At 35.7% G+C, this 25,861-nt stretch carries 22 protein-coding genes; 4 read left to right on the forward strand and 18 right to left on the reverse strand.

Features of this window, described 5'->3' with window-relative positions; genetic code table 11:
* Window positions 1-115 precede the first annotated feature (115 nt).
* The 7 genes from C7437_RS06845 to C7437_RS06875 form a co-directional block, all read right to left on the reverse strand.
* A complete protein-coding gene (locus C7437_RS06845; RefSeq protein ID WP_111438869.1) occupies window positions 116-1,162 on the reverse strand; it encodes a glycosyltransferase family 4 protein in 1,047 nt (348 codons plus the stop codon).
* A gap of 213 nt (window positions 1,163-1,375) precedes the next feature.
* The gene (locus C7437_RS06850) at window positions 1,376-2,464 is read right to left on the reverse strand and encodes a glycosyltransferase (RefSeq protein ID WP_111438870.1); all 1,089 of its coding nucleotides are present in this window, start codon (window positions 2,462-2,464) and stop codon (window positions 1,376-1,378) included.
* Between the two features lie 53 nt (window positions 2,465-2,517).
* On the reverse strand, window positions 2,518-2,751 hold the full coding sequence (locus C7437_RS06855; RefSeq protein WP_111438871.1) for a hypothetical protein: 234 nt from the start codon (window positions 2,749-2,751) through the stop codon (window positions 2,518-2,520).
* Window positions 2,752-3,715: 964 nt separating this feature from the next.
* Window positions 3,716-4,999 (reverse strand): oligosaccharide repeat unit polymerase, encoded by a 1,284-nt coding sequence (locus C7437_RS06860; protein ID WP_111438872.1) that lies wholly within the window; start codon window positions 4,997-4,999, stop codon window positions 3,716-3,718.
* A 16-nt stretch (window positions 5,000-5,015) separates the two neighbouring features.
* The gene (gene murJ, locus C7437_RS06865) at window positions 5,016-6,542 is read right to left on the reverse strand and encodes a murein biosynthesis integral membrane protein MurJ (protein WP_111438873.1); all 1,527 of its coding nucleotides are present in this window, start codon (window positions 6,540-6,542) and stop codon (window positions 5,016-5,018) included.
* Between the two features lie 633 nt (window positions 6,543-7,175).
* Window positions 7,176-8,396 (reverse strand): SH3 domain-containing protein, encoded by a 1,221-nt coding sequence (locus C7437_RS06870; protein ID WP_111438874.1) that lies wholly within the window; start codon window positions 8,394-8,396, stop codon window positions 7,176-7,178.
* A gap of 605 nt (window positions 8,397-9,001) precedes the next feature.
* Window positions 9,002-10,159 carry an aminotransferase class I/II-fold pyridoxal phosphate-dependent enzyme gene (locus C7437_RS06875; protein WP_111438875.1) on the reverse strand — a complete coding sequence of 386 codons (1,158 nt, stop codon included), beginning with the start codon at window positions 10,157-10,159 and terminating at the stop codon, window positions 9,002-9,004.
* Window positions 10,160-10,304: 145 nt separating this feature from the next.
* Between C7437_RS06875 and C7437_RS06880 the strand changes: the two genes are divergently transcribed.
* A complete protein-coding gene (locus C7437_RS06880) occupies window positions 10,305-11,669 on the forward strand; it encodes an FAD-binding oxidoreductase (RefSeq protein ID WP_111438876.1) in 1,365 nt (454 codons plus the stop codon).
* Between the two features lie 254 nt (window positions 11,670-11,923).
* Here the strand turns inward: C7437_RS06880 and C7437_RS06885 are convergent, their stop codons facing one another.
* The 4 genes from C7437_RS06885 to C7437_RS06900 all read right to left on the reverse strand — a co-directional run bounded on the left by C7437_RS06885 (window position 11,924) and on the right by C7437_RS06900 (window position 14,659).
* On the reverse strand, window positions 11,924-12,349 hold the full coding sequence (locus C7437_RS06885; RefSeq protein WP_111438877.1) for a VOC family protein: 426 nt from the start codon (window positions 12,347-12,349) through the stop codon (window positions 11,924-11,926).
* Window positions 12,350-12,592: 243 nt separating this feature from the next.
* Entirely contained in the window at window positions 12,593-13,036 is a 444-nt protein-coding gene (locus tag C7437_RS06890) for an alpha/beta hydrolase family protein (protein ID WP_146249616.1), read from the reverse strand.
* 198 nt (window positions 13,037-13,234) lie between these two features.
* Window positions 13,235-14,218 carry a GMP reductase gene (gene guaC, locus C7437_RS06895; protein WP_111438879.1) on the reverse strand — a complete coding sequence of 328 codons (984 nt, stop codon included), beginning with the start codon at window positions 14,216-14,218 and terminating at the stop codon, window positions 13,235-13,237.
* Between the two features lie 258 nt (window positions 14,219-14,476).
* On the reverse strand, window positions 14,477-14,659 hold the full coding sequence (locus tag C7437_RS06900; protein ID WP_111438880.1) for a hypothetical protein: 183 nt from the start codon (window positions 14,657-14,659) through the stop codon (window positions 14,477-14,479).
* Between the two features lie 224 nt (window positions 14,660-14,883).
* Between C7437_RS06900 and C7437_RS16940 the strand changes: the two genes are divergently transcribed.
* From C7437_RS16940 to C7437_RS06910, 3 genes are all read left to right on the forward strand, one after another.
* Window positions 14,884-15,051 (forward strand): hypothetical protein, encoded by a 168-nt coding sequence (locus tag C7437_RS16940; protein WP_170122331.1) that lies wholly within the window; start codon window positions 14,884-14,886, stop codon window positions 15,049-15,051.
* Between the two features lie 341 nt (window positions 15,052-15,392).
* Window positions 15,393-16,520, forward strand: coding sequence for a M20 peptidase aminoacylase family protein (locus C7437_RS06905; protein ID WP_111438881.1), 1,128 nt, complete (start codon window positions 15,393-15,395; stop codon window positions 16,518-16,520).
* A gap of 217 nt (window positions 16,521-16,737) precedes the next feature.
* On the forward strand, window positions 16,738-17,712 hold the full coding sequence (locus C7437_RS06910; RefSeq protein WP_111438882.1) for a proline dehydrogenase family protein: 975 nt from the start codon (window positions 16,738-16,740) through the stop codon (window positions 17,710-17,712).
* 193 nt (window positions 17,713-17,905) lie between these two features.
* Here the strand turns inward: C7437_RS06910 and C7437_RS06915 are convergent, their stop codons facing one another.
* The 7 genes from C7437_RS06915 to C7437_RS06950 form a co-directional block, all read right to left on the reverse strand.
* Complete coding sequence (locus C7437_RS06915; protein WP_111438883.1) at window positions 17,906-18,985, reverse strand: branched-chain amino acid aminotransferase; 1,080 nt, start codon at window positions 18,983-18,985, stop codon at window positions 17,906-17,908.
* A 686-nt stretch (window positions 18,986-19,671) separates the two neighbouring features.
* Window positions 19,672-19,911 carry a hypothetical protein gene (locus C7437_RS06925; protein WP_111438885.1) on the reverse strand — a complete coding sequence of 80 codons (240 nt, stop codon included), beginning with the start codon at window positions 19,909-19,911 and terminating at the stop codon, window positions 19,672-19,674.
* Window positions 19,912-19,956: 45 nt separating this feature from the next.
* Entirely contained in the window at window positions 19,957-20,445 is a 489-nt protein-coding gene (locus tag C7437_RS06930; RefSeq protein WP_342767769.1) for a C40 family peptidase, read from the reverse strand.
* A gap of 223 nt (window positions 20,446-20,668) precedes the next feature.
* On the reverse strand, window positions 20,669-22,042 hold the full coding sequence (gdhA, locus tag C7437_RS06935; protein ID WP_111439017.1) for an NADP-specific glutamate dehydrogenase: 1,374 nt from the start codon (window positions 22,040-22,042) through the stop codon (window positions 20,669-20,671).
* 473 nt (window positions 22,043-22,515) lie between these two features.
* Window positions 22,516-23,364: a 3-hydroxybutyryl-CoA dehydrogenase gene (locus C7437_RS06940; protein WP_211309977.1), complete on the reverse strand. Its 849-nt coding sequence runs from the start codon at window positions 23,362-23,364 to the stop codon at window positions 22,516-22,518.
* Window positions 23,365-23,418: 54 nt separating this feature from the next.
* The gene (locus C7437_RS06945; RefSeq protein ID WP_111438887.1) at window positions 23,419-24,327 is read right to left on the reverse strand and encodes an NAD(P)H-dependent flavin oxidoreductase; all 909 of its coding nucleotides are present in this window, start codon (window positions 24,325-24,327) and stop codon (window positions 23,419-23,421) included.
* Window positions 24,328-24,363: 36 nt separating this feature from the next.
* Window positions 24,364-25,857 (reverse strand): class I adenylate-forming enzyme family protein, encoded by a 1,494-nt coding sequence (locus tag C7437_RS06950; protein WP_111438888.1) that lies wholly within the window; start codon window positions 25,855-25,857, stop codon window positions 24,364-24,366.
* Window positions 25,858-25,861: the final 4 nt, after the last annotated feature.

Raw genomic sequence — 25,861 nt, forward strand, 5'->3', positions numbered from 1 at the left:
TGTGGAACGCAAAAGACTTTAGTGGAACTGCCCCCTCTCTCCGTCCACAAGAAAAGCCTTCGATTCCAAGAACAGAATCAAAGGCTTCTATTTATTTATCTATCTCTTTATCTATTTACTTACTACCTATTGTTTTTACAAAGTTAATAAGAGGTCGATAGTTTTTACCAGCAAGTCCAATAACTTCCACGAATAATTCTATAACTACTAACATAACACTAATTAATAGAATTGCTCCCCATACAGTTGCTTGCGAGAAGATTAAAGCTGCGATACCGAACATTGCTGCAATTGCATAAATGATCAATACAGATTGACGATGTGTAAATCCTACATTTAATAAACAGTGATGTAAATGTGATTTATCTGGAGCAGATAATGGTTGTTTCATTCTATATCTACGGACAATCGCAAAGAATGTATCCGAAATCGGAACACCTAGCATAATAACTGGAACGATTAACGCCACAACTGTAACACCTTTAAATCCTAGTAGCGCCAGAACCGATATCATAAAGCCTAAGAACAATGCTCCTGTATCTCCCATGAATATCTTCGCTGGGTAGAAGTTAAATACTAAGAATCCTAGTGTACTAGCAGCTAAAATTGCTGCCATTGCTGCTACGAATGGATTTCCCATTATAAAGGCCATTCCTGATAGCGTTATTAACGCAATCGAAGAAACACCAGCCGCTAAACCATCAAGCCCATCGATCAAATTTACTGCATTTGTAATTCCAACAATCCAAAGAATGGTTAATGGAATTGCAAAGTAACCAAATTGTAAATCTCCACCAAACGGTAAATGGATAAACTCAATTTGTAACCCACCATATATAACAATACTTCCGGCCGCCAATAGTTGACCAAGTAATTTTGCTTTCGCTGTAATCTCAAACATATCATCTAAAGCACCTGTAATAATGATGATCAACGCACCTAATAGCATCGCTTTATCGTATTGTCCATCAGGACGATAAACTGCAAAAGCTACAAGAAAAGCAAAAAATATAGCTAGTCCACCCAATCTAGGCATGACATTAGCATGTACTTTTCGGTAATTCGGTTTGTCGACTGCACCTACACGAAACGCTAATCGTTTCACAAGTGGAGTAAATAGTACGGATGCGACAAATGCCAAAACCAGTGTAAAGGCAAACATGTCTCTCCTCCTCATCAAATTATTTCTAGGATCAAATTAAGTTTATTATAGCATGAATAAAATTAATTTTCATTTTTATTTTCTACTTTATTAAACGTTTTATACTACTTTTTAGTTTTATTAAGATTAATTTCACTTCTTTCATTCCCAGTAAAAGGAATATCCACAAAACGAAAGTTAACCATTAACCTTAAAACTTTTTTTCATTCATTCTCACGGTTTTATGGCATCTTCATATATAGAAAGTAATTTTTGCGTAATATTCTTTTCATCATGAATATGTAAAACTTCTTCAGCACTTTCTTCATTAAAATAGTTTAAGTTAGAAGTTGATAAAGCAAGCAACATTTCCCTGGCTAAATCTTCAGCATTTTGAGACTCAACTAAATGCCCTGCTCCGTTCTCCAATAAAGAAACAAGTCCTCCGACATTAGATGCAATAACTGACGTTCCAGTAGCAATTGCTTCTAGAGCTACTAAACCAAATCCTTCTATATGCGAAGGTAGGACAAATACGTCACTAGCTTGAAACCAAGTAACAAGTTCAGATTGTTTAACTGGAGCAATTAATAGAACATCCTCGTTTAATAGAGGTGTAATCTTATCTATAAATGAAAGATCTCTTCTTGAGCCAATGATAACTAACTTAACTTGTCTGTTAGTCAACTCTTTGACTTGTCGAAAAGCTAAAAGTAGTTCTTCTATACCTTTTTGTTTAATTACATTTCCAACAAACGTAAAGATAAATTCTTCTTGAGGTAAACCTAGAATAGTACGAGCTTCCGTAATATCTCCACGTTTAAAAACTTCTCGGTTTACACCCATACTCATGATCGTTATTTTACTTTTAGATATATGGAAGTCTTCTTCCATTTGTTTTGCAAGTACTGGACCAACTGCAATAACATGAGAACTTTCCTTCAAAATAGTTTCCGTCCATTTACGAATTCGTTCATTTTTTTTTGCCATTTTTTCAATATCGCCACCATGAGCCGTCACGACATACGGTATGCCAAACATTTTTTTTAACAATAATGAAAACATTCCCGATGGAAATACATAATGAGCATGCGTTACGGAAATACGCCCTTTTTGTATCAAAGCTGTTTTCAGCACACGAATTGCCCAAATTACGTACTTTTTCAATGCATTTTTGATCCCCGTAGCTGGATTTGTATTTACGCCAATGTTAACCTCAACACCAGATTTTTTCAAAGCCTCTACTTGATTTTTAACAAAAATACCGTATGATGGATGTTTTGCGGATGGATACATATTACTTATAACAAATATTTTTTTCATATTTACCTCACTACCTTTTGAAATTAAGAAATACCTTTAAATATCTCTTTTTTTTAATGATTCGATACTTTTTTCGCGTAATTAACTGTATTTCGCCAATCAGAAGACATTTTAGAAAATGCTTGTGTAATTATAGTTTCATCTTGAGCCATTGTATCCATTGAGAAACAATATTCACATAATTCTACAAGATTCATAAAATCATTCACTATTGTTTGATAGGATACTATAATTATTGGTGTTTGTGTATCCGTTTCAATAATTAAAGAATGTAACTCTAGTTCCATTTACAATATCTAAATCAGTATTCAATTCTAATATTTGCAAAGACTATAGATTTTTTTCAATAATCTTCACATTCTCTTTATAAACCATTCTATTATAAATATTTACAGATGTCTCGACATCTTGTGGGTATTTAGTAGAAAAGAATGGCACTTCGATATTTTTTGTAATCAAGGCATATGTATCATACAGTTGGCTTCTCCCCTGTATAAATTCATTAAAATCCCCCACGACCTATAGGAATAAAAATATATAGTGGATAACTGTTAACTCCGAAACATTTCTCAGTAAGATTAAGGGTATTGCTGAAAACAATTATGACCTTATTCTCACACAATCCTAATTAACATATATAACAGTCTGTTATATTTGTTAATTGATTATAGCATATTGAAAGCCTCTCCAACATGTATATGGAGAAGCAAAATAATATCGTTATAATTGCTCTGTATAACATTACACTGAAATGAAGGCTTGAAACGTATATAAATTTATATCTGAAAACTTCTTTGGTAGAGTTTCTTCCGCTTTAAAATCAACTGATATCTTTTTCGTGCCTAACTGAGCAATATACTTTACCATTTGCATCTTTTGCATTCACAGTAAAAAACAGCCTCATATGAACGTCTTTCTCTATTCAATCCAGATAATTCATATGACAAATTATTAGTAATAGAGATCAATTATAACCACTATACTAAAAAGGTTTTTACGTAAACTTAGTGAAACGAAAGAAAATGGTCCAGAGCAAATACTCCAGACCAAAGAAACTTTATATGCATTTTGTGAGCTAGCAAAATAAGCGGAATGCATTTGATTATCAAAATTTCTTGCCTTTCCGCGCGAAAATATTACTATCATACGACTATAAATTTTTCTGATGATATAAGAAGCTTCGTCTGAGTTGACAATTAAGTCAATATCTAAGACAAAGCTTCTTCTTCATTTATATTTTATTATAAACAATTACAAAGTTAAAGATGTTGATTTTCTAGTACCTATTGCAGAAGTCAAAATAACAAACCCTATCATTAAATAGAAAATCAAATCTAGCAAACCAGTATGCATAGATATAGTAAACATAGTTGAAACGAATGCATATGCTACAGCTTGGTAACTTCTATGACCTTCACGTTTTACTTGATTATAAAGTAGTGAAATTACAACACCAAAAATAAGGAATCCAGAAGCTACTAATATGTATCCCCCATCTAAGAACAGTTGTCCGATGTAAGTTGGAGTTGTTGTCCTAGATGGTCGGGTGATAAACTTCCCTTCCTCAATACTTAAAGAATTGACAATTTCTGTTACTTTCATACGAGGAGATGTTTGTTCTCCTGGAAGTATCGTTGTAAAAATTCCTTCATGAATTTCCCCATATAAGTATCCATTTTCATCTGTATACTCAATAATTTTACTTAGAACTATATGACCAGTAACACTTTCACCATTTAATGAACGAATCCATTTTGGTACTTTATTAACTTTTTGTTCAACAGTCTCTAACTCTTTAGCTTTTACTTCTGTTAAAACAACTTCTGGTTGTTCTTGAGAATTAGATTTTATTGAAGTATCTTCTGAAATTACTCTAAAAAAGCCAAATAACGAAAAGAACACTCCGATTACAAGCAATACAGAAAAAAACCAAGTTAGATTAACTTTCTTTATAACGTAATGAGAAATTATTAATCCTGTAAATAACATGATAACTATTGGAGTTCTATATCCCATTAATAAAAACAACACCATAATTACTCCATAAGTAGCAGCATATGAAAAAATCTTTAATTTAGTCAAATTTTTCTCTTTCATTATTTTCAACGATAAAAGAAGAATGATTCCGAACCAAAGTAGCTGGCTTAAGAAATTTAATTTTGGATCTAAATTTCTACGAACTGATTCGTCTGTTAGTCCAATGCTACCTTCAATAATCATTGTAAAATAAGCAACGGCTCCAATAAATCCAAGAAGCCAAATCATCCATGTTACATACTTATTAAGGAATGAAAGGCCAAATGATGGTAATGTCCAATCCTTTTTATCTATTATGTACACACCTATGTAATAGCTTAAAATCGCCAATATCACTACTGGCCAAATAGACTTACTTACATTAAAAAGTTCAAAACGATGAAAATCAAATAGACTTATAAAAAAGTATAAAATTAAAATGAAAGGTAAAAAGAAATAAGGTGAAAAGGTGTCAATTTTATTCAACTGATTGATAGAATTTTTCATAGTTTTTTTCATATGATAATAACCATCATTAAGATGATGGTTTATTTCCTCCTTTTGATATGATAGTTTTCACGAATTCATTCTTGAATAACATGAGAACTAAAAAGTATAGAATTGCTCCAGGAACAGCAATAATTAAAATATGTAGAAATGGTGGTAAGTCTGCAATTTCTATAAATTTATCTGCAAAGAGAACTCCAAAAATCATAGTAACTGTAGCAGCTATAACTTGGAAACTATTTTTTAATAAATAAGTCTTATTTAATCCCCCTACAAGTTTCCATAGGGTTGTGAAAGTAATTACAGAATAAAAAACAGCTACAAGCGATGCTGATAAGGCAATGCCTTCTGCACCAAATTTTCCAGATAATGTCCAATTTAATACAACATTAAGTAATACTGAAATCAAACCGATTCTCATTATATAGTGACCTTTTTGCATAGTGTAAAACCCTTTTGCCACAATAGCTTGAATAGAATAGAAAAAGGTCGAACCAATGTATAAGATTGCATAGGATGCTGTAATTTGAGTGGAACTAGAAGTAAATGCACCTCTTTCATATACTAAGCTAACTAATTCTTGCATTAATACACACATTCCTGCTAATGCAGGGGTGAGAAAAATTAATAGATATAGTATTCCTTTCTCAATTCCTTTACGGAAATCTATCATATTACTCTCTGATCTAGCCTTTGCAATAATTGGGAAAACAATTGTAGCAATTGTTACGCCAAATACTGCTTGTGGAATATTAACCAGTCTAAAAGCATAATTTAGATTCGAAACAATTCCTTCTTCTCCTAATCTTGCACCAAAAAACGTGTTTACCATTAAGTTTATTTGCCCAACAGCTATTGTTAATCCTACCGGCCAAAAAATTCCATAAAACTCTTTTACCTCAGCACGATTAATTTGTTGAGACCAATTCATAAATCTTTTGGGGGTTCTATAGACAACTTTTATTAAAAGGCTTAGGAAAGTCCCAATGAAATATCCCATTGGCACCGATAATATACCCCATTTTTCATGAAACAATACTGCGAATAAGATTGTAATAAGAACTACAATTGTTTGTGAAAAAACGGAGAATGAAAACTTTTTTTGTGCATCAAAATAGCCTTCATATACTGCATTTACTCCAACAAATATTAAAGAAGCGAAATAGATAATACTTGTCCAGACTGCAATATGAGTTCCATATTCAAACTCTGAAAAAGTAGGATATATTATTTTCATTAAAGGCGAGGATAATAAAATACCTAGTATTGCAAAAATTGTTGTGATGATAAAAGTACTCTTTAAAATGTTAGTTAAATGACTTTCCCCTTTACCAATTGCTTCAAATTTATAATAGCTAGGTAAAAAAGCATCTTTCATTCCAGTTAATAAGAATAAGATCATCGCATTTGGTATTGTCATAGCAGCAAAATAGACATCCGCTTTGTAAGAATCAGCAAATAATGCAGCTATTACTAAATCTCTTATCATACTAGAGAATTTCAAGATCATTGTTGAAATTAGAAATATTATAGATGCTACTTTTAACTTACTCATCTTTAATCCCACCTAAACTAGGTAGCTTATATTTTACATACTCAAAATAAAAAAAACTTAAACGAGCACTGGTAATTTCATTTAGAATTGTTTTATAGCATAGTCCTAGGACACTCATGCTTTTTTTCATCCTGTTCTTCCTTTCGTTCGGAAACACTTGTCCATAAACTGCAATCTAAATTATATCACAATTTAGTTTAGAACAAAATTTAAACTTTGTCACAAAAACATTAGTTTCATTTTCACATGTGGTAAGTATATTATAAAATTTTGTCTATTTTGTTGAGTAGAATTAAATCTCATGTATTATCAATAGATTACTAGTGTTGCATTAATTTTAGCGTAGCTCACATGCAAAAACCAGGTCTATTATTGGAGTAAAACTACACGTAAAAACACCTGTATCTTCCTCTAATAGTTGAAAGCACCAACTCTAAATTTTAGTTATTTATTATTTATGAAGTCAAATTCTAATGTATTCAAAGCTTTTTGATTTGTTAAGGAGCCTGTTTAAAAAAATACACGATATTATTTCTTAGTTAACAAAAAAGAAATAAACTCTTCAGTAAATATCAAGAGTCTATTTCTTCTTTTTCTTTGAAATCAACATTTTGATTTAACAAAACTTATTATCTATTTTAAAATAGTACCGCCAGAAATTTGCAGATATTGCCCTTCACTAATACTCAAAGCATATCTTCCATCAAAAAAATCATTATCTATAATATCATTTCTTCCAATTGGTCCAGTCAATAATGCAACATATGCTTCACTACTACTTTCAATAACATAATAACCTGCCTGAATGTCTAATCCAACTTTGTACATCCCTGAATCATTATAATTTTTCACATTGTTAAGTACTTCATAAATTCCTTTCGCTCCCGTTACACCCAAACTAGAAAGACTGTCTAAGTCTATCAATAGGCCTTCTGTTTGTATATTGCCAGCTTCGTGTACATAAACGTAGCCAAAACTCTCAAAAATTTCATTATCAATAATTTCTCCTGATAAATACTCTTCAGAGTAGTAATTAAAATCATCAGCAAGAGAAATAAACGCGTACTCGCCTTGTGGAATTTCCCCTATAGTATATGAACCATCAGTAAAAGCTCGGCCTTCTGAGATTAAAGCATTTACTTTTCTAACCATAGCTTTATAAGGTGTCTCAACAATGATTACAGGCTTGTTCGTAGATAAGTATTTATCAACAACATAGCCTTTTTGGTTTCCTGCAGTTACATATGACCAACCAAATAATGATGAATGTACCTTTACTTCTGTACCATTTACAATAGTCCCTATATTTGCACCACTTGTACTTGCTATATTTCGAACAACTACTCCGCTTGCAGTATTTACGTACTTCACTTTAGTTAGAGGAGTACCAATAAAGTTGGAAGCAACATATCCAGTTACATTTCCATATTGTACAAACGACCAACCGTTTCCAACTGGTCCAAAATCTTCAACAATCATATTATATTGTAAAGTCGCTGAAGTTGGAACTGATCTAGACGGCACTGTTTTAACAACTAATCCACTTTTAGAGTTTGCTATTTTAATTGTTGATTTTGGTGTTGTTAAGAAAGAAGCATTAACATAACCAATTATATTACCTTTTTGAATAGACGCCCATCCATTTTCTTGTGAAAATACCGTTACAAAATCCCCTTTTTTCAAAGTTGAAATGGTTGTTGAGCTAGTTGTAGGTTTTTGTTTAACCACTAAACTTGAGGCATTGACACTTTTGACTTCACGAAAAGAGCTAGCATTTGCTGTTTCATCTAAAGAAAAACTGAAAATAAGTGATAGCATTGCAACTAACATTGTTGAAATAATAATTTTTTTCAAGTATATCCCTCTCTTTCTAAATCTTTTTTAATTATACTATAAATAAAAAAAAACATTATCTTTCCGGAAATTTTTTTTGCATCTTTTCTAGCTTAGCTTAACTTTCCTTTTGAACCTAGAATTGGGGGTAATATAGATTTATAGACACACCTCGATTCAGTCATTAAAATTAAATTAACGAGGGACTTGTCCCAATATGAAACAAAAATGATACAACCCGGAATTTAAACAAATCGTAGTCAATCTTTATTATACGGGAAACACGGTCAGCAAAGTGTCTTGCAATTATGGTATTTCATAAGTTACTCTTTATCAATGTATTAAATAACATTCCCCATTCGAAGGAACAAAAGAGTTAACTGCAGCTGAAGTTAATGATTAGACCAAGTAGATTCGCTCTCTTTCTCAAATCGAGAAGGAAGCACAATAAATGGTATTTGGTATTACATGCTCGATCAACAAGAGCTCCAAAATATTTCCAAGGAAATGAAAAGTCATTTGGATTTGGAGTAGAGAATATCCCTCTAGACTTCCATGTGCCCGCTTCAAATACCTCCACTTTGAGGCTGACACATGGCGAGTCTACCAGAACCAAAAAACTAAATTTACTTCAACTTCTGCACAAACTTCTCCAGCCTATCCATTCCCTCTACTAACACTGGCATTCCATAAGCATAAGAAATTCTGATATACCCTTCTCCATATGGCGTGAAAGCACTGCCTGGTACGACGGCAACTCCACCTTCTTGAAGTAGTTTTGTAGCAAAGTCGAACGAATTCAACCCGTATGCCTGGATGGAAGGAAAAATATAAAATGCACCATTTGGTTTTTCGACGGGCAAACCAATTTCTACTAAACGTTTGTAGACAAAATCACGTCTTTTAATATATTCTACATTCATTTCTTCTGGTGTATCCTTCGCATTTGTTACAGCTTCTATAGCTGCATACTGTGCTGGTAAATTGGCACAAATCGAATTATACAAATGCACTTTTAGTACATGTTGCATAATTTCAGCTGGCCCCATTAAGAAACCAATTCTCCATCCTGTCATCGAATGTGACTTTGATAAGCCGTGAATATAAAATAGTTTTTCTCTTAATTGTGGGTAAGAAGCAAATGAAAGATGATCTCCCGAAAATGTATTTTCACTGTAAATTTCATCTGTAATGACATAAATATCTTTATTTACTAATACTTCCACGAGTTGATCCATTGTTTCCTTCGTTAATACTACCCCGGTTGGATTCGAGGGATAATTAAACAAAACTGCCTTTGTTTTATCTGTTATTAGCTCTGCCAATTTTTCAGCAGATGGTTGGAAATTAGTTTCTGTTGTGTCTAAATAAACAACTTTTGCTCCACAAAACTCAATGACTGGAACATACCCCGTATAGATTGGGGCCGGTAAGATTACCTCGTCTCCTTCTTCCAAAATTGTTCGGAATAAGGAGTCAATTGCTTCAGCTGCACCATTTGTAACAATGATTTCATTTATTGGGTCATAAGAAAAACCGTATTTATCCGAGAAAAAGGTATTAATCGATTCTCTTAAATTTAGAATTCCTGCGTTATGCGAATATCCGGTCAAATTATTATTAATAGCATGAATTCCTGCTTCTTTTACAGACTGAGGCGTTGGAAAATCTGGTTGGCCAATTGTTAAATTAATAGCATCGGGGTAATTTACTAATTGATTGGAAAATTGTCTTGTTCCTGGAACTTTTAACGCTTTAGCACGTGGATTTAAACGTAATGACATGATTTTTTTCCTGCTTCCTATTTTTATTATTTGACTACGAAACATTTCTCTTAATAGATTTTCTACTATCTAGTATACTGTATATAATGCAAATATTCTTATACATGTAGAATATTCTAATAATTGAAGAGTTAGGGGAATAAACATGGAAGAAAAATTAATGTACTTATGTATGGAACAACTAGGTAAAGATAAAGTCAGTCGAGGCGAATCTGAATTGTATCGGCATAGTCGAGATGAGTCTTCTCACCCTTTCCGCGAACCAGATTTTGTATTTTTCCCTGAAAATACGGATGACGTTGTAAAAGTTCTTCTACTTGCGAATGAACACGGAATTGCAGTAACACCATTTGGAGCAGGATCTGGATTAGAAGGCCAATCCATTCCTATGAAGAAGGGAATTTCACTGAACTTTGACCGCATGAATAATGTGGTTGAATTTGCTCCAGAAGATTTGATGATTACAGTAGAACCAGGAATGACTAGACTTCAATTAAATGATTTCGTGAATCGACATGGTTTGTATTTCCCAATCGATCCTGGTGCAGATGCATCGATTGGCGGGATGGTTGCAACAAATGCGAGTGGAACTACTGCCGTTCGTTACGGTTCCATGAGAGATCAAGTATTAGACTTAGAAGTAGTACTTGCAAATGGAGATGTCATCCATACAGGATCTAAAGCGAAGAAATCTTCATCGGGCTATCATTTAAACGGTATATTCACTGGCTCTGAAGGAACACTGGGTGTTATTACGAAAGTGACTGTCAAATTACACGGAATTCCGGAAAAAGTGTTAGCAGCACGTTGCACATTTCCGACTCCTGGAGAATGCGCAGAAGCTGCACATGTTGTTTTAGCTAGTGGAATCCAATTAATGCGGATGGAATTAGTCGATGCGGAAAGTATTAAACAAGTCAATGAATACGGAAATTATTCATTTCCAGAAGCACACTCCCTATTCTTTGAGTTTGCTGGATCTCCAAATATCGTAGAAGAAGAAGCATCTGTTGTCGAAGAGCTAATGCATGAGTTAGGTTGCCAAAACTGGGAACGCGCGAATTCTTCTAAAGAGCGTTCGGACTTATGGAAAGCTCGACATGAATTAGCATATGCATATAAACATATAAAAGGGAAAGTTTCTTCAGGTTCAGACGTTTGTGTACCAATCTCAAAGTTAGCGGAAATGGTCGTATTTGGCCGCGAATTAGTCGAGGAATGCGGGTTAATTGGAGGCGTCTTTGGTCATGTCGGAGATGGCAATTTCCACACACTAATCATGTATGATCCAACGAATCAACTAGAATACGAAAAAACAGAAGAAATCAATGGAAAACTTGCCTTGAAAGCAATTGCACTTGGTGGAACTTGTACGGGTGAACATGGTGTTGGTTTAGGAAAAATGAAATATCAAGTGGCTGAACATGGGAAAGCTGTAGAGTGGATGAAATCGATGAAAGTATTGTTTGATCCGAAGGGTATTTTGAATCCTGAGAAAATGTTTTATTGAGAAAGTTTAGCGATGAGCTGCGTAACTGTAGCCCATCGCTTTTTTGGGTTTGGTCGCTTTCGGGTGGAATTTTGTCGCGTTCTGGAGCTGGATTGTCTCGATTGACCAGTTTCTTCCAGTTGCGGTGTGCTATTTGGAGCTTTTGAGTCAAACTCAGGGTCGAGGGATCCGGTTTTTCGAAAGAACAACATATATTACCGAAAAGAAAAAAAGCCGAGAAAGTGACTAGATCACTTTCTCGGCCTTTTTTTCTATTATTGTAATTCTGCGCTTTCGTGGCTAAATTGCCATTCGATACCGAATTTATCTTTTAAAGATCCGTAGCATTTACTCCAAAATGTTTCTTGAAGCTCCATGCCAACACTGCCGCCTTCTTTTAACTTATCAAAAGCTGATCTAATCTCTTCTTCATTTTTTCCTACGAATGCTAAACTAATATTATTTCCTTGAATAAAAGGAGATCCAGGGAAAGTATCAGAAAACATTACATTGCTACCACTGATATTTAGTCGAGTATGCATTACTAAGTCTTTTGCTTCCTCAGGTAGTTTGTACTCCGGGCTCTGTGGAGATTCCCCGAAAGTCATAATGTCAGGTTTTTCTGTGTTAAATACTTCTGCGTAAAACTCTGCAGCTTCTCGACAATTTCCATTAAAATTAAGATATACATCAACAGCCATTTGACACACTCCTCTTATTCGAATTGTCATTCATTAACGAAAGACAAGCTCATTTTATCATTTAGTAAGGATTAGAGGAAATAAGAAATGCGCAAGCGTCTATCTCTGCCCCGACAGGCAAATGGGGAATCGCGAGGAGGCAGCTCCTCAGCCACCGCAGTGATTACCCATTTGCCTGTCGGGGCAAGGCGGCTTACGCTAGACAATAAAAAAAGTGCCAGTCACTAGTACTGGCACTTGTAATTAAACTGTCTGCAGAACGCGCTTAAATTTTCCGACTGTTAAAGCAATTTCTCCAATTCCAAGTTTCTTGGAAATAAATTGGTGTTGTGCTCGTACATAGTCAATCATACGTACCTTAGGCGAATTCTCCATTGTAGCTGGTTCTGGGCTATTATGAGATGAACTTAAAAGTCCCGTCCCAAATTGATTAATCACGATAAAAAAGTATTCACTTGGATTTAGGGCTCTTTCTTTAGCAATATACGACTCATAATCTTCTCTTGTACCTGAAAACCACGCTGGAACAACAATCACGTTATTTTTAGAGTTATTTAACTCTCCATACGTGGAAAAGGTTATTTTTAAATCAGAAATGACCCCGCCATCTTCCAATTCAAAATCACCTAAATTATAAGTCTCGAAAGACCCTTCATTGTCCTGCAAATAAAATTCGTTCTTAAACATTAACAAGTTCCGCCCTTCAGCTTTGTATTATGATTTAAGGTGACTGCTCCATGGTGTGCGTCTAACCCCATAATAGCCCTTTTAAAAGAAACAAGTCAATGACTTTCCTTATCGAAAAACAGCATAAAAAAGTACCCGTCAGCCGAGCAATTCAGACACTTTTTTAGAATCGCTCGGTGACAGGCACGCATATGGTTTTTAGTATACTTTGTCTCCATTAAAGATGGAGTTTTTCACTACTACATAATCTACTTTACGAATCGCTTCTAGCTTGTTTCCGCCAGCATATGAAATAGAGGATTGAAGATCTTGCTCCATTTCGACCAATGTATCCTTCAAAGGACCTTTGTAATCAACAAACATTTTTTTGCCTTCTACATTTTTCTTTTCACCTTTTTGAAATTCAGAAGCTGAACCGAAATATTCTTTGTAGCTTTTACCATCTTTCTCAATTGTTTCACCTGGAGATTCTTCATGACCAGCAAACAATGAACCAATCATCACCATAGAAGCACCAAATCGAATCGATTTTGCTATGTCTCCATGTGTACGAATTCCACCGTCAGCAATAATTGGTTTACTTGCAGCTTTTGCACACCATGCTACCGCTGATAATTGCCAACCACCTGTTCCAAAGCCTGTTTTAATCTTCGTAATACAAACTTTACCAGGTCCAATTCCAACTTTTGTTGCATCTGCTCCTGCATTTTCTAATTCTCTCACTGCTTCTGGAGTCCCTACATTACCAGCGATCACAAAGCTTTCTGGTAAGAATTTTTTTATATGATGAATCATTTCGATTACTGCATTTGAATGACCATGAGCTATATCGATTGTAATATAATCAGGTGACAACTTTTCACTCGCTAGTTCTTCTACAAATTTATATTCTTCCTCTTTAATACCAACACTAATAGAAGTGATTAATCCACGTGCATTCATATCTTTTATGAATGCCACTCTTTTCTGCGGCTCAAAACGATGCATTATATAGAAGTAATTATTTTCCGCTAAATAGATGGAAATCTTTTCATCTATAATTGTTTGCATATTTGCAGGTACGACCGGTAACTTAAAAGCATGTTTACCTAATTTTATCGTTGTATCACATTCTGAACGGCTATTCACAACACATTTTGCCGGAATCAACTGAATATCTTCATAATCAAATACTTTTTCCATGTTTACACTCCCAAATACGAATATTTATAATGAATAAGGACTTAATTGTTCGCCCATTGGATAATTTACATCATAAACATTATGAAGTCAAAGAATTACTCCTAATGGTTCGAAAAAAAGAAGTATTCATTTATACCATAATCAAAACATCAAAGCGGGAATGAATCAGGACATATGTGCGCACGGTGCCTCGAGTATCTATTTATACTGCATTTTTGCGGTTTGCTTTGGTGGGAAGGGTGTGAGGAAACAATTTTTTTATAAAGACATTTCTACTAGAGCTTCAATTCTTTTCACACGCTCACTTAATTCTAAAACAGCTTGCATCATTTGCACTTGTTCGACTTTAGTAATACTAGAATGATACCCCATTAGCACAACTGACTCCTCGACTCTCTGTAGACTCTCCCCCATCACTTCTACTAAATGATCAACATTCATTTACACGCCTCCTCTATATCTTAATTTTCATTATAAATAACTTTTCAATTATTTCAATTGTCAGAATATAGTGTTTTTTGACATAATATAGAATTGAAGCCTAAAATGAAGCCAATTTACTATTTTGACCCCCTTTTTCGACAAAATAATTATTTTCATCATATGATTATACAATTAACTGAATAATTAGTATAATAATATAAATAGAGAAAGGAGGGAGTTTCATGTATCCGAACAATGTGAATCCGGAAGAAATGGCCATGCGCGAGGATTTGGATGTAATCGCTTCTCTCAACATGATTGGAGAAGGTGGTCCAGTGCCTGTCTCACTTGATAAAGAGAAAGAACAGCTAGCCGATTCCGAGAAAATATCACCAAAAGACTTCCACTAAGTCCTATTTCCCCCCACTCCATATGGGGGGAATCCCCTTCCACAACTCCCAACACATTCGTTTTCTAAAAAAATATGTAACGCTAAGCAAGACTTTTTTAATCCCCTTTAAGTAACTCCTTCAAAAAGCAGTGAATATACTAGTATTACAAGAACTTATACAAACGCAATACTTTGAAACTTCAAAAATAGGGAAAGGCATTTACTATTCTGCCTCTGTTCCAATTCATACATAATATATTATATTTTTTGGTTATTCTCCAAACACATCAGCAATCGATGTTATAGAGATAAACAAAAATATTCAGGTAATTTTCTAAATGAGGAAGAAGGAGAAACAAAATGATTCACGCAATATCAGAAATAAAACCAATTATAGAGGAAGTTTTTAACTATCTTCATAGTCACCCTGAGACTAGCTGGCATGAAATAGAAACAACTCATTTTTTGAAAGATTTCTTAACAAAAAAAGGATTTACTGTAACTACTTTTGATGATTCCACAGGACTAGTTGTTACAATAGGAAGTGGAAAACCATGCGTTGGCATTCGTTCAGACATGGATGCACTTTGGCAAGAGATTAATGGCGTTTTCAAAGCTACACACTCTTGTGGTCATGATGCACATATGACGATGGTGTTGGGAGCTTTACTCGTGCTTAAGAAACTCGGTTTTCCACAGTACGGTACACTAAAAGTATTTTTTCAACCTGCAGAGGAAAAAGGAACGGGAGCACTTTCATTTATCAACAAAGGCCTCGTAGATGACATCGATTATTTATACGGGGTGCACCTCCGTCCTATTCAAGAATTGAGAGATGGCTATGCTTCCCCTGCCATAATGCACGGGGCTGCTAAACTAATTACCGGAGTTATTCACGGTGAAGATGCCCATGCTGCAAGGCCTCATCTCGGAGTTAATGCCATTGAAGTTGGAGCCCAAATTGTGCAAGCTATTCAAGCTATTCATCTGGATCCGATGCTGTCTTATTCCGCTAAGCTTACAAAATTTCAAGCTGGAGGAGATTCTAGTAATGTTATTCCTGGTAAAGCATTATTTAGTATCGATGTGAGGGCACAGACGAATACTGCTATTGAAGCACTTACGCTTAAAGTGAAACAAGCCATTGAAACTATCGCCATTTTAAATAATATTTCTATTGATTATCAGATTGAAACTGAAATCGTCGCTGCAGAGGTTGACCCATCAGCCGTTAACATGATGAAACAAGCCATTGTCGATACAGTTGGTGAAACCTATTTCGCCCCTCCAATTATTACACCTGGAGGAGAAGATTTTCATTTTTATACTTTAAAAAGACCTACTATTAAAGCTACGATGCTCGGTCTAGGTTGTGATTTAACTCCCGGCTTACATCATCCAAGTATGACATTTAATCATGATTGTCTATTAACCGGAATCGAAATTCTTGCTCGTACCATCATAGAAACTTATAAAAAAATAAAGTAAACATGTCGACTAAAAGAAAAGGAGAAATCATATGATTATTAAAGAAGTTTTAATACGCAAAATGAGTATGACCATGAAATCACCTTGGTATTACAAAGAAACAGTGGAGCGGTACACAGTAGCTCAATTCCACTTTAAGTCTTAGACTAATATTTTAGAAGCTTTTCTCTTTTTACGTGGGTATGTTTTTCTACTATACAGGGACAGGAGTGATACTATGTTAAAGAATATTTTTTTGAAATTGTCGGAGAACCGCGTTTTAAATGTGGCAGCAAAAAGATATGGTTTAAAAATGGGTGCTCAACATGTAGTAGCTGGAACAACTATTGAAGAAACAATCGAAAGCATAAAAAAACTTAATGCCTTAGGAATCTCCTGTACCGTCGATAATTTAGGTGAATTTGTTTTCGAAAAAGCAGAAGCTGTAGAAGCAAAAAACCAAATTATTGAAGTCATCGAAGCAATTGATACGCATCAAGTTGACGCACATATTTCTTTAAAACCAACGCAATTAGGATTAGATATTGACTATGATTTCACTTTAGACAACTTAAAAGAAATTGTTGGAATCGCTCATAAGTATGGTACGTTCATCAACATCGATATGGAATCTACCAAACATCTACAACCTTCCTTTGACATATTGGACGAGCTTTCGAAAGAATTTGATAATGTTGGCACAGTAATTCAAGCATACTTCTATCGTGCTTCAGAAGACATTCAGAAGTATAAAAACTTTCGTCTTCGCATCGTAAAAGGAGCTTACAAAGAGCCTGAAGAATATGCATATCAAACAACAGAAGAAATCGACCAAAACTATATGGAATTGATTGAATATCATCTATTAAATGGTAAGTTCACATCAATCGCTACACATGATCATCATGTTATTAATCATATGAAACAATTTATTAATGACAACAATATTCCGAATGATAAATTCGAATTCCAAATGTTATATGGTTTCCGCACAGATATGCAGCAACAACTTGCTAATGAAGGTTATAATTTCTGCACATATGTGCCGTTTGGTAAAGACTGGTATGGCTATTTCATGCGTCGTTTAGCAGAGCGTCCGGCGAATATGAATCTAGTTGTAAAACAAGTGTTTAACAAGAAGACGAATACTGCGATTGGTATAGCAGTTACTGCCTTTGTAATTGGCCGTTTGTCAAAGCGTACACCAAAATAATTCATTCATACGACTGGCTTCCTTGAATGAGGGGGCCAGTTTTTGTATATTAACGTAGTTGCTTCACTACGGACAGAACTAGGATAAACGAGGAATAGAGATCCAGAAAAATCGTACCTACTGTGTTCGAATTCGATTAAATTCTTATATTACAAAAAACTGTCGCCCCAAATAAAGGGCGACAATTTACTTATTACTTTTTATTTAACTCAACAACCCAACCAAATGGATCTTCTTGTGTACCTTTTTGAATGCCAGTTAAAGCATCGTATAATTTCGCTGATAGTTCACCAGTTTCACCATTATTTACGTAGAATAACTCGCCTTGATAGCGGAATTCTCCGATTGGCGAAATAACAGCTGCCGTACCAGTTCCGAATGCTTCATCTAGTTTACCTGTGCGGTGCGCTTCACGAATTTCATCAATGGACACGCGACGCTCAACAACCGGAACTGACCAATGTTTTAAGAGATCAATAATTGATTTACGTGTAATCCCATCTAAAATACTACCGTTTAAAGCTGGAGTTACTACTTCTCCGTCAATTTTGAAGAATACATTCATGCTTCCTACTTCTTCAATATACTTACGTTCAATGCCGTCTAACCAAAGAACTTGTGAATAACCTTCTCGGTCAGCAACTTCTTGCGCTTTTAAACTTGAAGCATAGTTTCCAGCAGTTTTTGCATTACCAGTACCACCAGCAACAGCGCGAACATATTCGCTCTCTACTAAAATCTTAACTGGATGAATTCCTTCTTCATAATAAGAACCGACCGGTGACATGATAATCATATACGTATACGATTTAGATGCGGAAACACCTAGATGAGGTTCTGTCGCAATCATGAATGGACGAATGTATAAAGAAGTTCCCGGGTCTTTCGGAATCCATTCTTTATCAACTTTGATCAATTCAACTAGCGCTTCTAATGCATGATTTTCATCAATTTGAGGCATGCTTAAGCGATCCGCCGAATGATTCATACGTTTCATATTTTGATCAGGACGGAATAAGCGAACTACTCCATCTTCAGATAAATATGCTTTCATTCCTTCAAAAATAGTTTGCCCATAATGGAAGATTGTTGCAGATGGTTCTAATGTGATCGGAGCATATGGCACTACTCGATGATTATGCCAACCCTTTCCTTCAATATAATCAGCAATAAACATATGATCTGTAAATGTTGTACCAAATACCAATTGATCTGTTGGTAATTTATCTTTCTTTTTCTCGCTTAATGTTATTTGGATATTAAGATTACTCATATCGTAGGTTTTCCCCAATCTAATTAATATTATGTAATTGCAACTGTGTTGAGCTTGCAATATATTATATGCAATTATACTACTTTTCAGAGAATTAGAAATACCTTTTTAAAAATAATTTTCAAAAAATTTAGTTGAATTAGTTATTTGCTTCAAAACAAGTACAAAGTCTAGTTAAATACCCATTTTTTATCTCTTTTTAATAAAATAATATGAATCAAATAATTATGTTAACGAAAATCTTTGTTACGCCTTTTAATAAGGTGGCAGTTTTTTGCGCAAATTTAAACTTGTTTCTCGCAAGGTCGCTCTCTTTAGTCGCAAGATCCACTCCGTTTTGCGCAAGATCACGGGCGGATTTCGGTTTGACGCAAGGTCTGGGGCTGTTTGCGCAAGATTGAAATCATTTAACGCAAGGTCGCTCTCTTTAGTCGCAAGATCCACTCCGTTTTGCGCAAGATCACACGCGGATTTCGGTTTGGCGCAAGGTCTGGGGCTGTTTGCGCAAGATTAAAATCGTTTAACGCAAGGTCGCTCTCTTTAGTCGCAAGATCCACTCCGTTTTGCGCAAGATCACACGCGGATTTCGGTTTGGCGCAAGGTCTGGGGCTGTTTGCGCAAGATTAAACTTGTTTCTCGCAAGGTCGCTCTCTTTAGTCGCAAGATCCACTTCGTTTTGCGCAAGATCACGGGCGGATTTCGGTTTGACGCAAGGTCTGGGGCTGTTTGCGCAAGATTAAACTTGTTTCTCGCAAGGTCGCTCTCTTTAGTCGCAAGATCCACTCCGTTTTGCGCAAGATCACACGCGGATTTCGGTTTGGCGCAAGGTCTAGGGCTGTTTGCGCAAGATTGAAATCGTTTAACGCAAGGTCGCTCTCTTTAGTCGCAAGATCCACTTCGTTTTGCGCAAGATCAAAATTGCGCAAAAAAACCGCTCCAGCATTTAAGCTAAAACGGCTATATTTAGTATATTATTTACTAGCTACAGTTGATACAGTTGCAACACGTTTAGCTCCAACATATTTATTTCCCCAGTAATATGGGTCATTTAATTTAGCTATACTTACACCTTTTGATGATGCAGAATGTATGAAACTACCATTTCCTATGTACATACCGACATGGGATACGCCTCTACCTGTTGTGTTGAAGAATACTAAGTCTCCCACTGATAAATTTGCTTTACTAACGGACTTTCCAGTGCTGTACATACCAGCTGCTGTTCTCGAAAGTGAAACTCCATTTTGCTTGTATATATAACCTAGAAATCCTGAACAATCGAATCCTGCTTTTGTTGTTCCACCATAACGATATTTAATTCCCATTAAGCTTTTTGCATCAGCTACTATTTCTGCGGATGATACTCTGCTTGCGGCTTCGGTATTTCCTGCAAATGTTCCTGCTGTTAAAACTAAGATTAAACTAAAAATAGTAATGATTTTTTTAAACAAAGAAGTCAAGATTAGTTCCTCCATTGGCATAGCATTCGAGCAATCCGGCATAAACTTTCTGAAAATTCCTCTATATTCATGATACCATGAAATATACATGACTTTTTTTACGATTATGTTACAGATACATTACAGAAACTATCATTTTATTGGAGATTCTACAAAAAAATCACCCACTTTATAAAGAAAAGTGGGTGATTTCCAATATTTTCGTTCTTAAGAATCGAATATATTAATGGATTCCGTGTGCTACCATTGCATCTGCTACTTTTAGGAAACCTGCAATATTTGCTCCAACTACTAGATTTCCTGGGTAATCATAGTTTATTGCAGCTTCATTTGCACTTGTATAAATATTTTTCATGACAAGTTTAAGTTTTTCATCCACTTCTTCTGCAGTCCATGATAAACGCATGCTATTTTGTGACATTTCCATTGCAGAAACTGCCACACCACCAGCATTTGCTGCCTTTCCAGGACCGAATAGTACACCACCAGTATGGAATACATGAACCGCTTCTTCCGTTGAAGGCATGTTTGCACCTTCAGCAACTGCAGTTACACCATTTTCTAGTAATATTTTTGCACTTTCTTCATCCAATTCATTTTGCGTTGCACATGGCAAAGCAATATCACATGGAATTGTCCAAATACCTATGCAGCCTTCTTTATACACTGCTCTTGGATGGTCCATTGTATAATCTTTAATACGCTTATTACTATACTCTTTTAATTGTTTCACGACTTCTAAATCAATACCAGATGGGTCATAGATATAGCCACTAGAATCACTACATCCAATTACGGTTGCACCTAATTGAATTGCTTTTTCCATCGCATAAATGGCAACATTACCAGAACCAGAAACGACTACTTTTTTCCCTGCAAATGAATCTCCTTTTCCCTTCAGCATTTCATCTACGAAATAAACTAATCCGTAACCAGTAGCTTCTTTACGACCTAAACTACCACCCTGCTCAGGATCTTTTCCTGTCAATACTCCAGCATCAAATTTACTTTTTAGACGCTTATATTGACCAAACATATAGCCGATTTCACGTTTACCAACACCAATATCTCCAGCTGGCACATCCGTATCCGGTCCAATATATTTACTTAATTCAGTTATAAAACTTTGCACAAAACGCATAATTTCGCGATCAGACTTCCCTTTTGGATCAAAATCGGAACCACCTTTACCGCCACCTATTGGCATGCCAGTTAATGCATTTTTGAAAATCTGTTCAAATCCAAGGAATTTCATAATACTAATATTTACCGATGGATGGAATCGAATTCCACCTTTATAAGGTCCGATTGAGTTGTTGAACTGAACACGGAAACCACGGTTTACACGGACACGTCCTGCGTCATCTTCCCAAGTTACACGAAAAGTAAATACTCTATCTGGTTCCGTGATTCTTTCTAAAATACCTTCATCCAAGTATTCTGGATGTTTAAAGAATACAGGGCGAAGGGAGTCTAAAACTTCTCTTGCTGCTTGAAGGAATTCTGTTTCATGCATATTTCTCTTTTTTAACTGTTCATATACATTATGTACATAATCATTTGCTCTAGTTTTATTATTATTTTCAAGTTCGCTCATTACTTTCAATTTACCCATTCCCCTATCATGTAAGATATATTCAAGAAATTTTTCTTACGTTCCTTTTTACGTATCGCTATTGACATTATTACAAAAATCCATTCTATTTTCAACATTAATATTACTTCTCACTCATAAATATTAATTTTATCTTATGAATATTCATAATTTGTTCAAAAAGAAGCGTGTATTATTAATCAATTCGAGCAGATTCCGTTAGGTATTCCTTATTTTTCAATTTACTTTTTTATCAATTAACTGTAAAAAAATGCTAAGAGCTTAAGTATACCATATCCTTCTGATTGAACTATATTGAAATGACTGATAAATGCTAAAGATAGAAATAGCTGAGAAAGCGGTAGCGAAAGTACTGTCCAAAGCAATCTAGAAAAAATCACACCCACTATGTTCCAAGTAGATAAAAGGTTTGTACTTTCTTAATTATGTAAAAAGGTGCCCAATTGGACACCTTTTTAGTATTGATAAAATCCTCGTCCACTTTTCCTACCTAGATGACCTGCTCGGACATGCTTGCGTAAAAGTGGTGGGACTCGGTATTTAGAATCTCCAGTTTCCTCCAATAATGTTTCTGCAACAAATAGCAGCGTATCTAAGCCAACCATATCTGCTAAGGCTAGTGGGCCTATTGGGTGATTTGCACCGAGCATCATTCCTTTGTCGATATCTTCAACTGAAGCAATTCCTTCTCCTAATACAAATATCGCTTCATTTATAAAGGGTACAAGTATTCGATTCACGACAAACAACGGAGCATCTACGATGGAAATACTTTCTTTTCCAATCGAACGAACTAGTTCTATAATCACTTCGTATGTGTCATCTGAAGTGTCTGAACCTCGAATCACTTCAACAAGTTTCATCACGGGTACTGGGTTAAAGAAATGCATCCCTACTACTCGGTCTGCTCTATCTGTTGATGCTCCTAACTCCGTAATACTAAGTCCTGAAGTATTCGAGGCAAAAATGGTCTTGCCTTCACATAACCCATCTAGCTCTTGGAAAACTTTCTTTTTCACATCCATTTTTTCGATAATTGCCTCAATTACTACGTCGGCATCTTTAAGCGGGCTTAGTTCAGTTGTAAACTCAATTCTTGCTAATACCTTCGTAGCTTCAGCTAATTCTTTTCCTTGCTTCTTATATAATCGACCTACATTCGTATTGATTGTTTTTGCTGCTCTTTCCAGCGCTTCTTTGTTTACGTCACATAACACAACGTCGTAACCTGCATCCGCCATCACCTGCGCGATCCCATTTCCCATTGTCCCAGAACCTATAACTCCGATTTTCACCCGTGTCACCTCCCGATAAATTTTGCTTTCCTAAGATTGTCTCCGCTAATTTCAAAGCCTTTTTCAGACTTTCACCACCACTCCATTTTTCGCATTTTCGTATTCTGTTACAAGTTTTCCAACGATTTCTGCCGTACTATCAATCGACTTGATCGTAGTCACACCATGGCCTGCTGACCAAATATCTTTCCAAGCCTTCACATCTACCATATGAGACAAATCTACCGTTTCACGAGGTTTTAAACTGGTAGGGTCTATATTATTTTTCAATAAACTTGGCACTAAATAATTTGCATGTACGCCACTAAAAGAATCGGTATAGAGGATGTCTTCTATTGTTGACTCTACAAGCATCTCTTTATATTCCGGAAAAGCCACGCTTTCCTCCGCCGGGATAAATTTTGTACCCATATAAGCAAAATCAGCGCCCATAATTTGTGCTGCTAGTATATCTTTTCCGGTAGAAATACCTCCAGCTAATGCCGTATAACCTTTCCAAAACTCTCGAACAGCATCTAAAAACGCAAATGGATTTAACGTTCCTGCATGTCCACCAGCTCCGGTACATACTAAAATCAGTCCATCGACGCAAGCTTCAGCAGCTTTTTTCGCATGTTTTACCGTGGTAACATCCGAAAATACTAACCCCCCGTATGCATGTACGACTTCCGTTACTGCTCCTGGATGACCAAGTGACGCAATGACAATTGGGGGCTCATATTTGCGTATTAACTCTAAATCTACATCATGACGTTTATTTGTTTTATGTGCGATAAAATTTACAGCCCAAGGTTCAGTAGGCAATGCCTCTTTCAATTGTTGCAACCACACTTCACATGCTTCTGCCGACCGAGCATTCAGAAGGGGAATCGACCCAACAACCCCACTTTTACAAGATGCAATGACTGATTCAGGACTGGATACCAAAAACATCGGAGCTACTATCACTGGGATAGATAAATTTTCAAACATATATGGATTTCCTCCTACTCAATTTTTAGTATGCAGTTAAACTCGTAGCGCATTTTTCAATACTTTTCCACTTGCATTTCTAGGTAAGGTATCGATTATTTCCACTTCAGCTGGCAATTTATATTTGGCTAAACGCTTGGAACTAAATGCTAAAACGTCTTCCTCTGAAAGTGATTGCCCCTTTTTTATGACAACATAGGCTTTTGGGACTTCGCCGTACACTGGATGTGGTACACCAATGACTGCAGCTTCTAGCACTTCCGGGATCTCATAAAGTACTTCTTCCACTTCCACTGGATAGACATTTTCACCCCCGCGGATAATCATGTCTTTTTTGCGATCTACGATATAAAGCAGTCCGTCTTTATCAAATCGACCTAAGTCCCCACTATATAGCCAACCATTTTGAATGGCTTGATGGGTTGCTTCTTCATTCTTCAAATAACCTTTCATTACTTGTGGGCCCTTCACGACGATTTCACCTACTTGTCCTACTGGGAGGGAATCACCGAACTCATCGACAACTCGAACTTCCGTATGTGGTAAAGCTTCACCAACTGACCCTACTTTTTCAAGTGCATGATGATCCTTCAACGTCGTTGCCGCAGGTGAATTTTCAGTTTGGCCGTATAAATTTTGAACCTTCACACTCGGGTAAAGTGATTTTACTTTTCTTACCAGTTCAAATGGCATTGGTGCTGCTCCGTAAGCAAACAATCGTAAATGATTTAGTTTTAGTTCAGCCATTTTAGGTGTGTTCAATAAGATCATATACATTGCCGGAACTCCAAAGAAAATAGTGACATCTTCTTTTTCCATTGTTTCAAGTGCCTTTTCAGGAGAGAACGCTTCTTCTATAACGATTGTACCTCCAGCATATATACCCGGTATGCAGAATACATGACTGGCAGCACAGTGAAATAAAGGCGTAACAATATGAATACGATCAGTAGATTCATATCCAACTGCCTCTCCCCAAATTTCTGCGGCCGCTTCTACATTTCCTGCAGACAACATGACCCCTTTTGGCTTTCCAGTTGTACCAGAAGTATAGAAAATGACCGTTGTATCATTCTGATCCACTTGCGTTTCCTTAAATACAATCGATTCATCATTTACAATAGTAGTTAAAGTATCCTCTTCACCAACTAGTAACGTATCCTGAAATTTTGCAAACGTGTTTGGTATTTCATTCAAAACATCGTTAAAACGTACATCATAGATAAGCGCTTTTGCTTCAGAATGTGTAAGGATATAATCTATTTCAGGAGCAGTTAACTTTGTATTTACAGGTAATACCGTAAATCCTCCAAGCTGACATGCATAGTAACATACTAAGAATAGATCTGAGTTATGCAAATATACCGCAATGATATCCTCTTTTTGATAGCCCTTTACTTGAAAGTAGCCCGCTAATCGTTTAACTTGCTCGTAGAATTCGGAATAACTAGTGTTTTTCCCTTGAAAAGATGTGATAATCTTCTCTGGTTGCTGTTTTGCATGAACTGCTAATTTTTCAGTAACGAGCATGTCT

It is taken from the genome of Psychrobacillus insolitus, from assembly GCF_003254155.1.
GTDB classification, from domain to species: Bacteria; Bacillota; Bacilli; order Bacillales_A; family Planococcaceae; genus Psychrobacillus; species Psychrobacillus insolitus.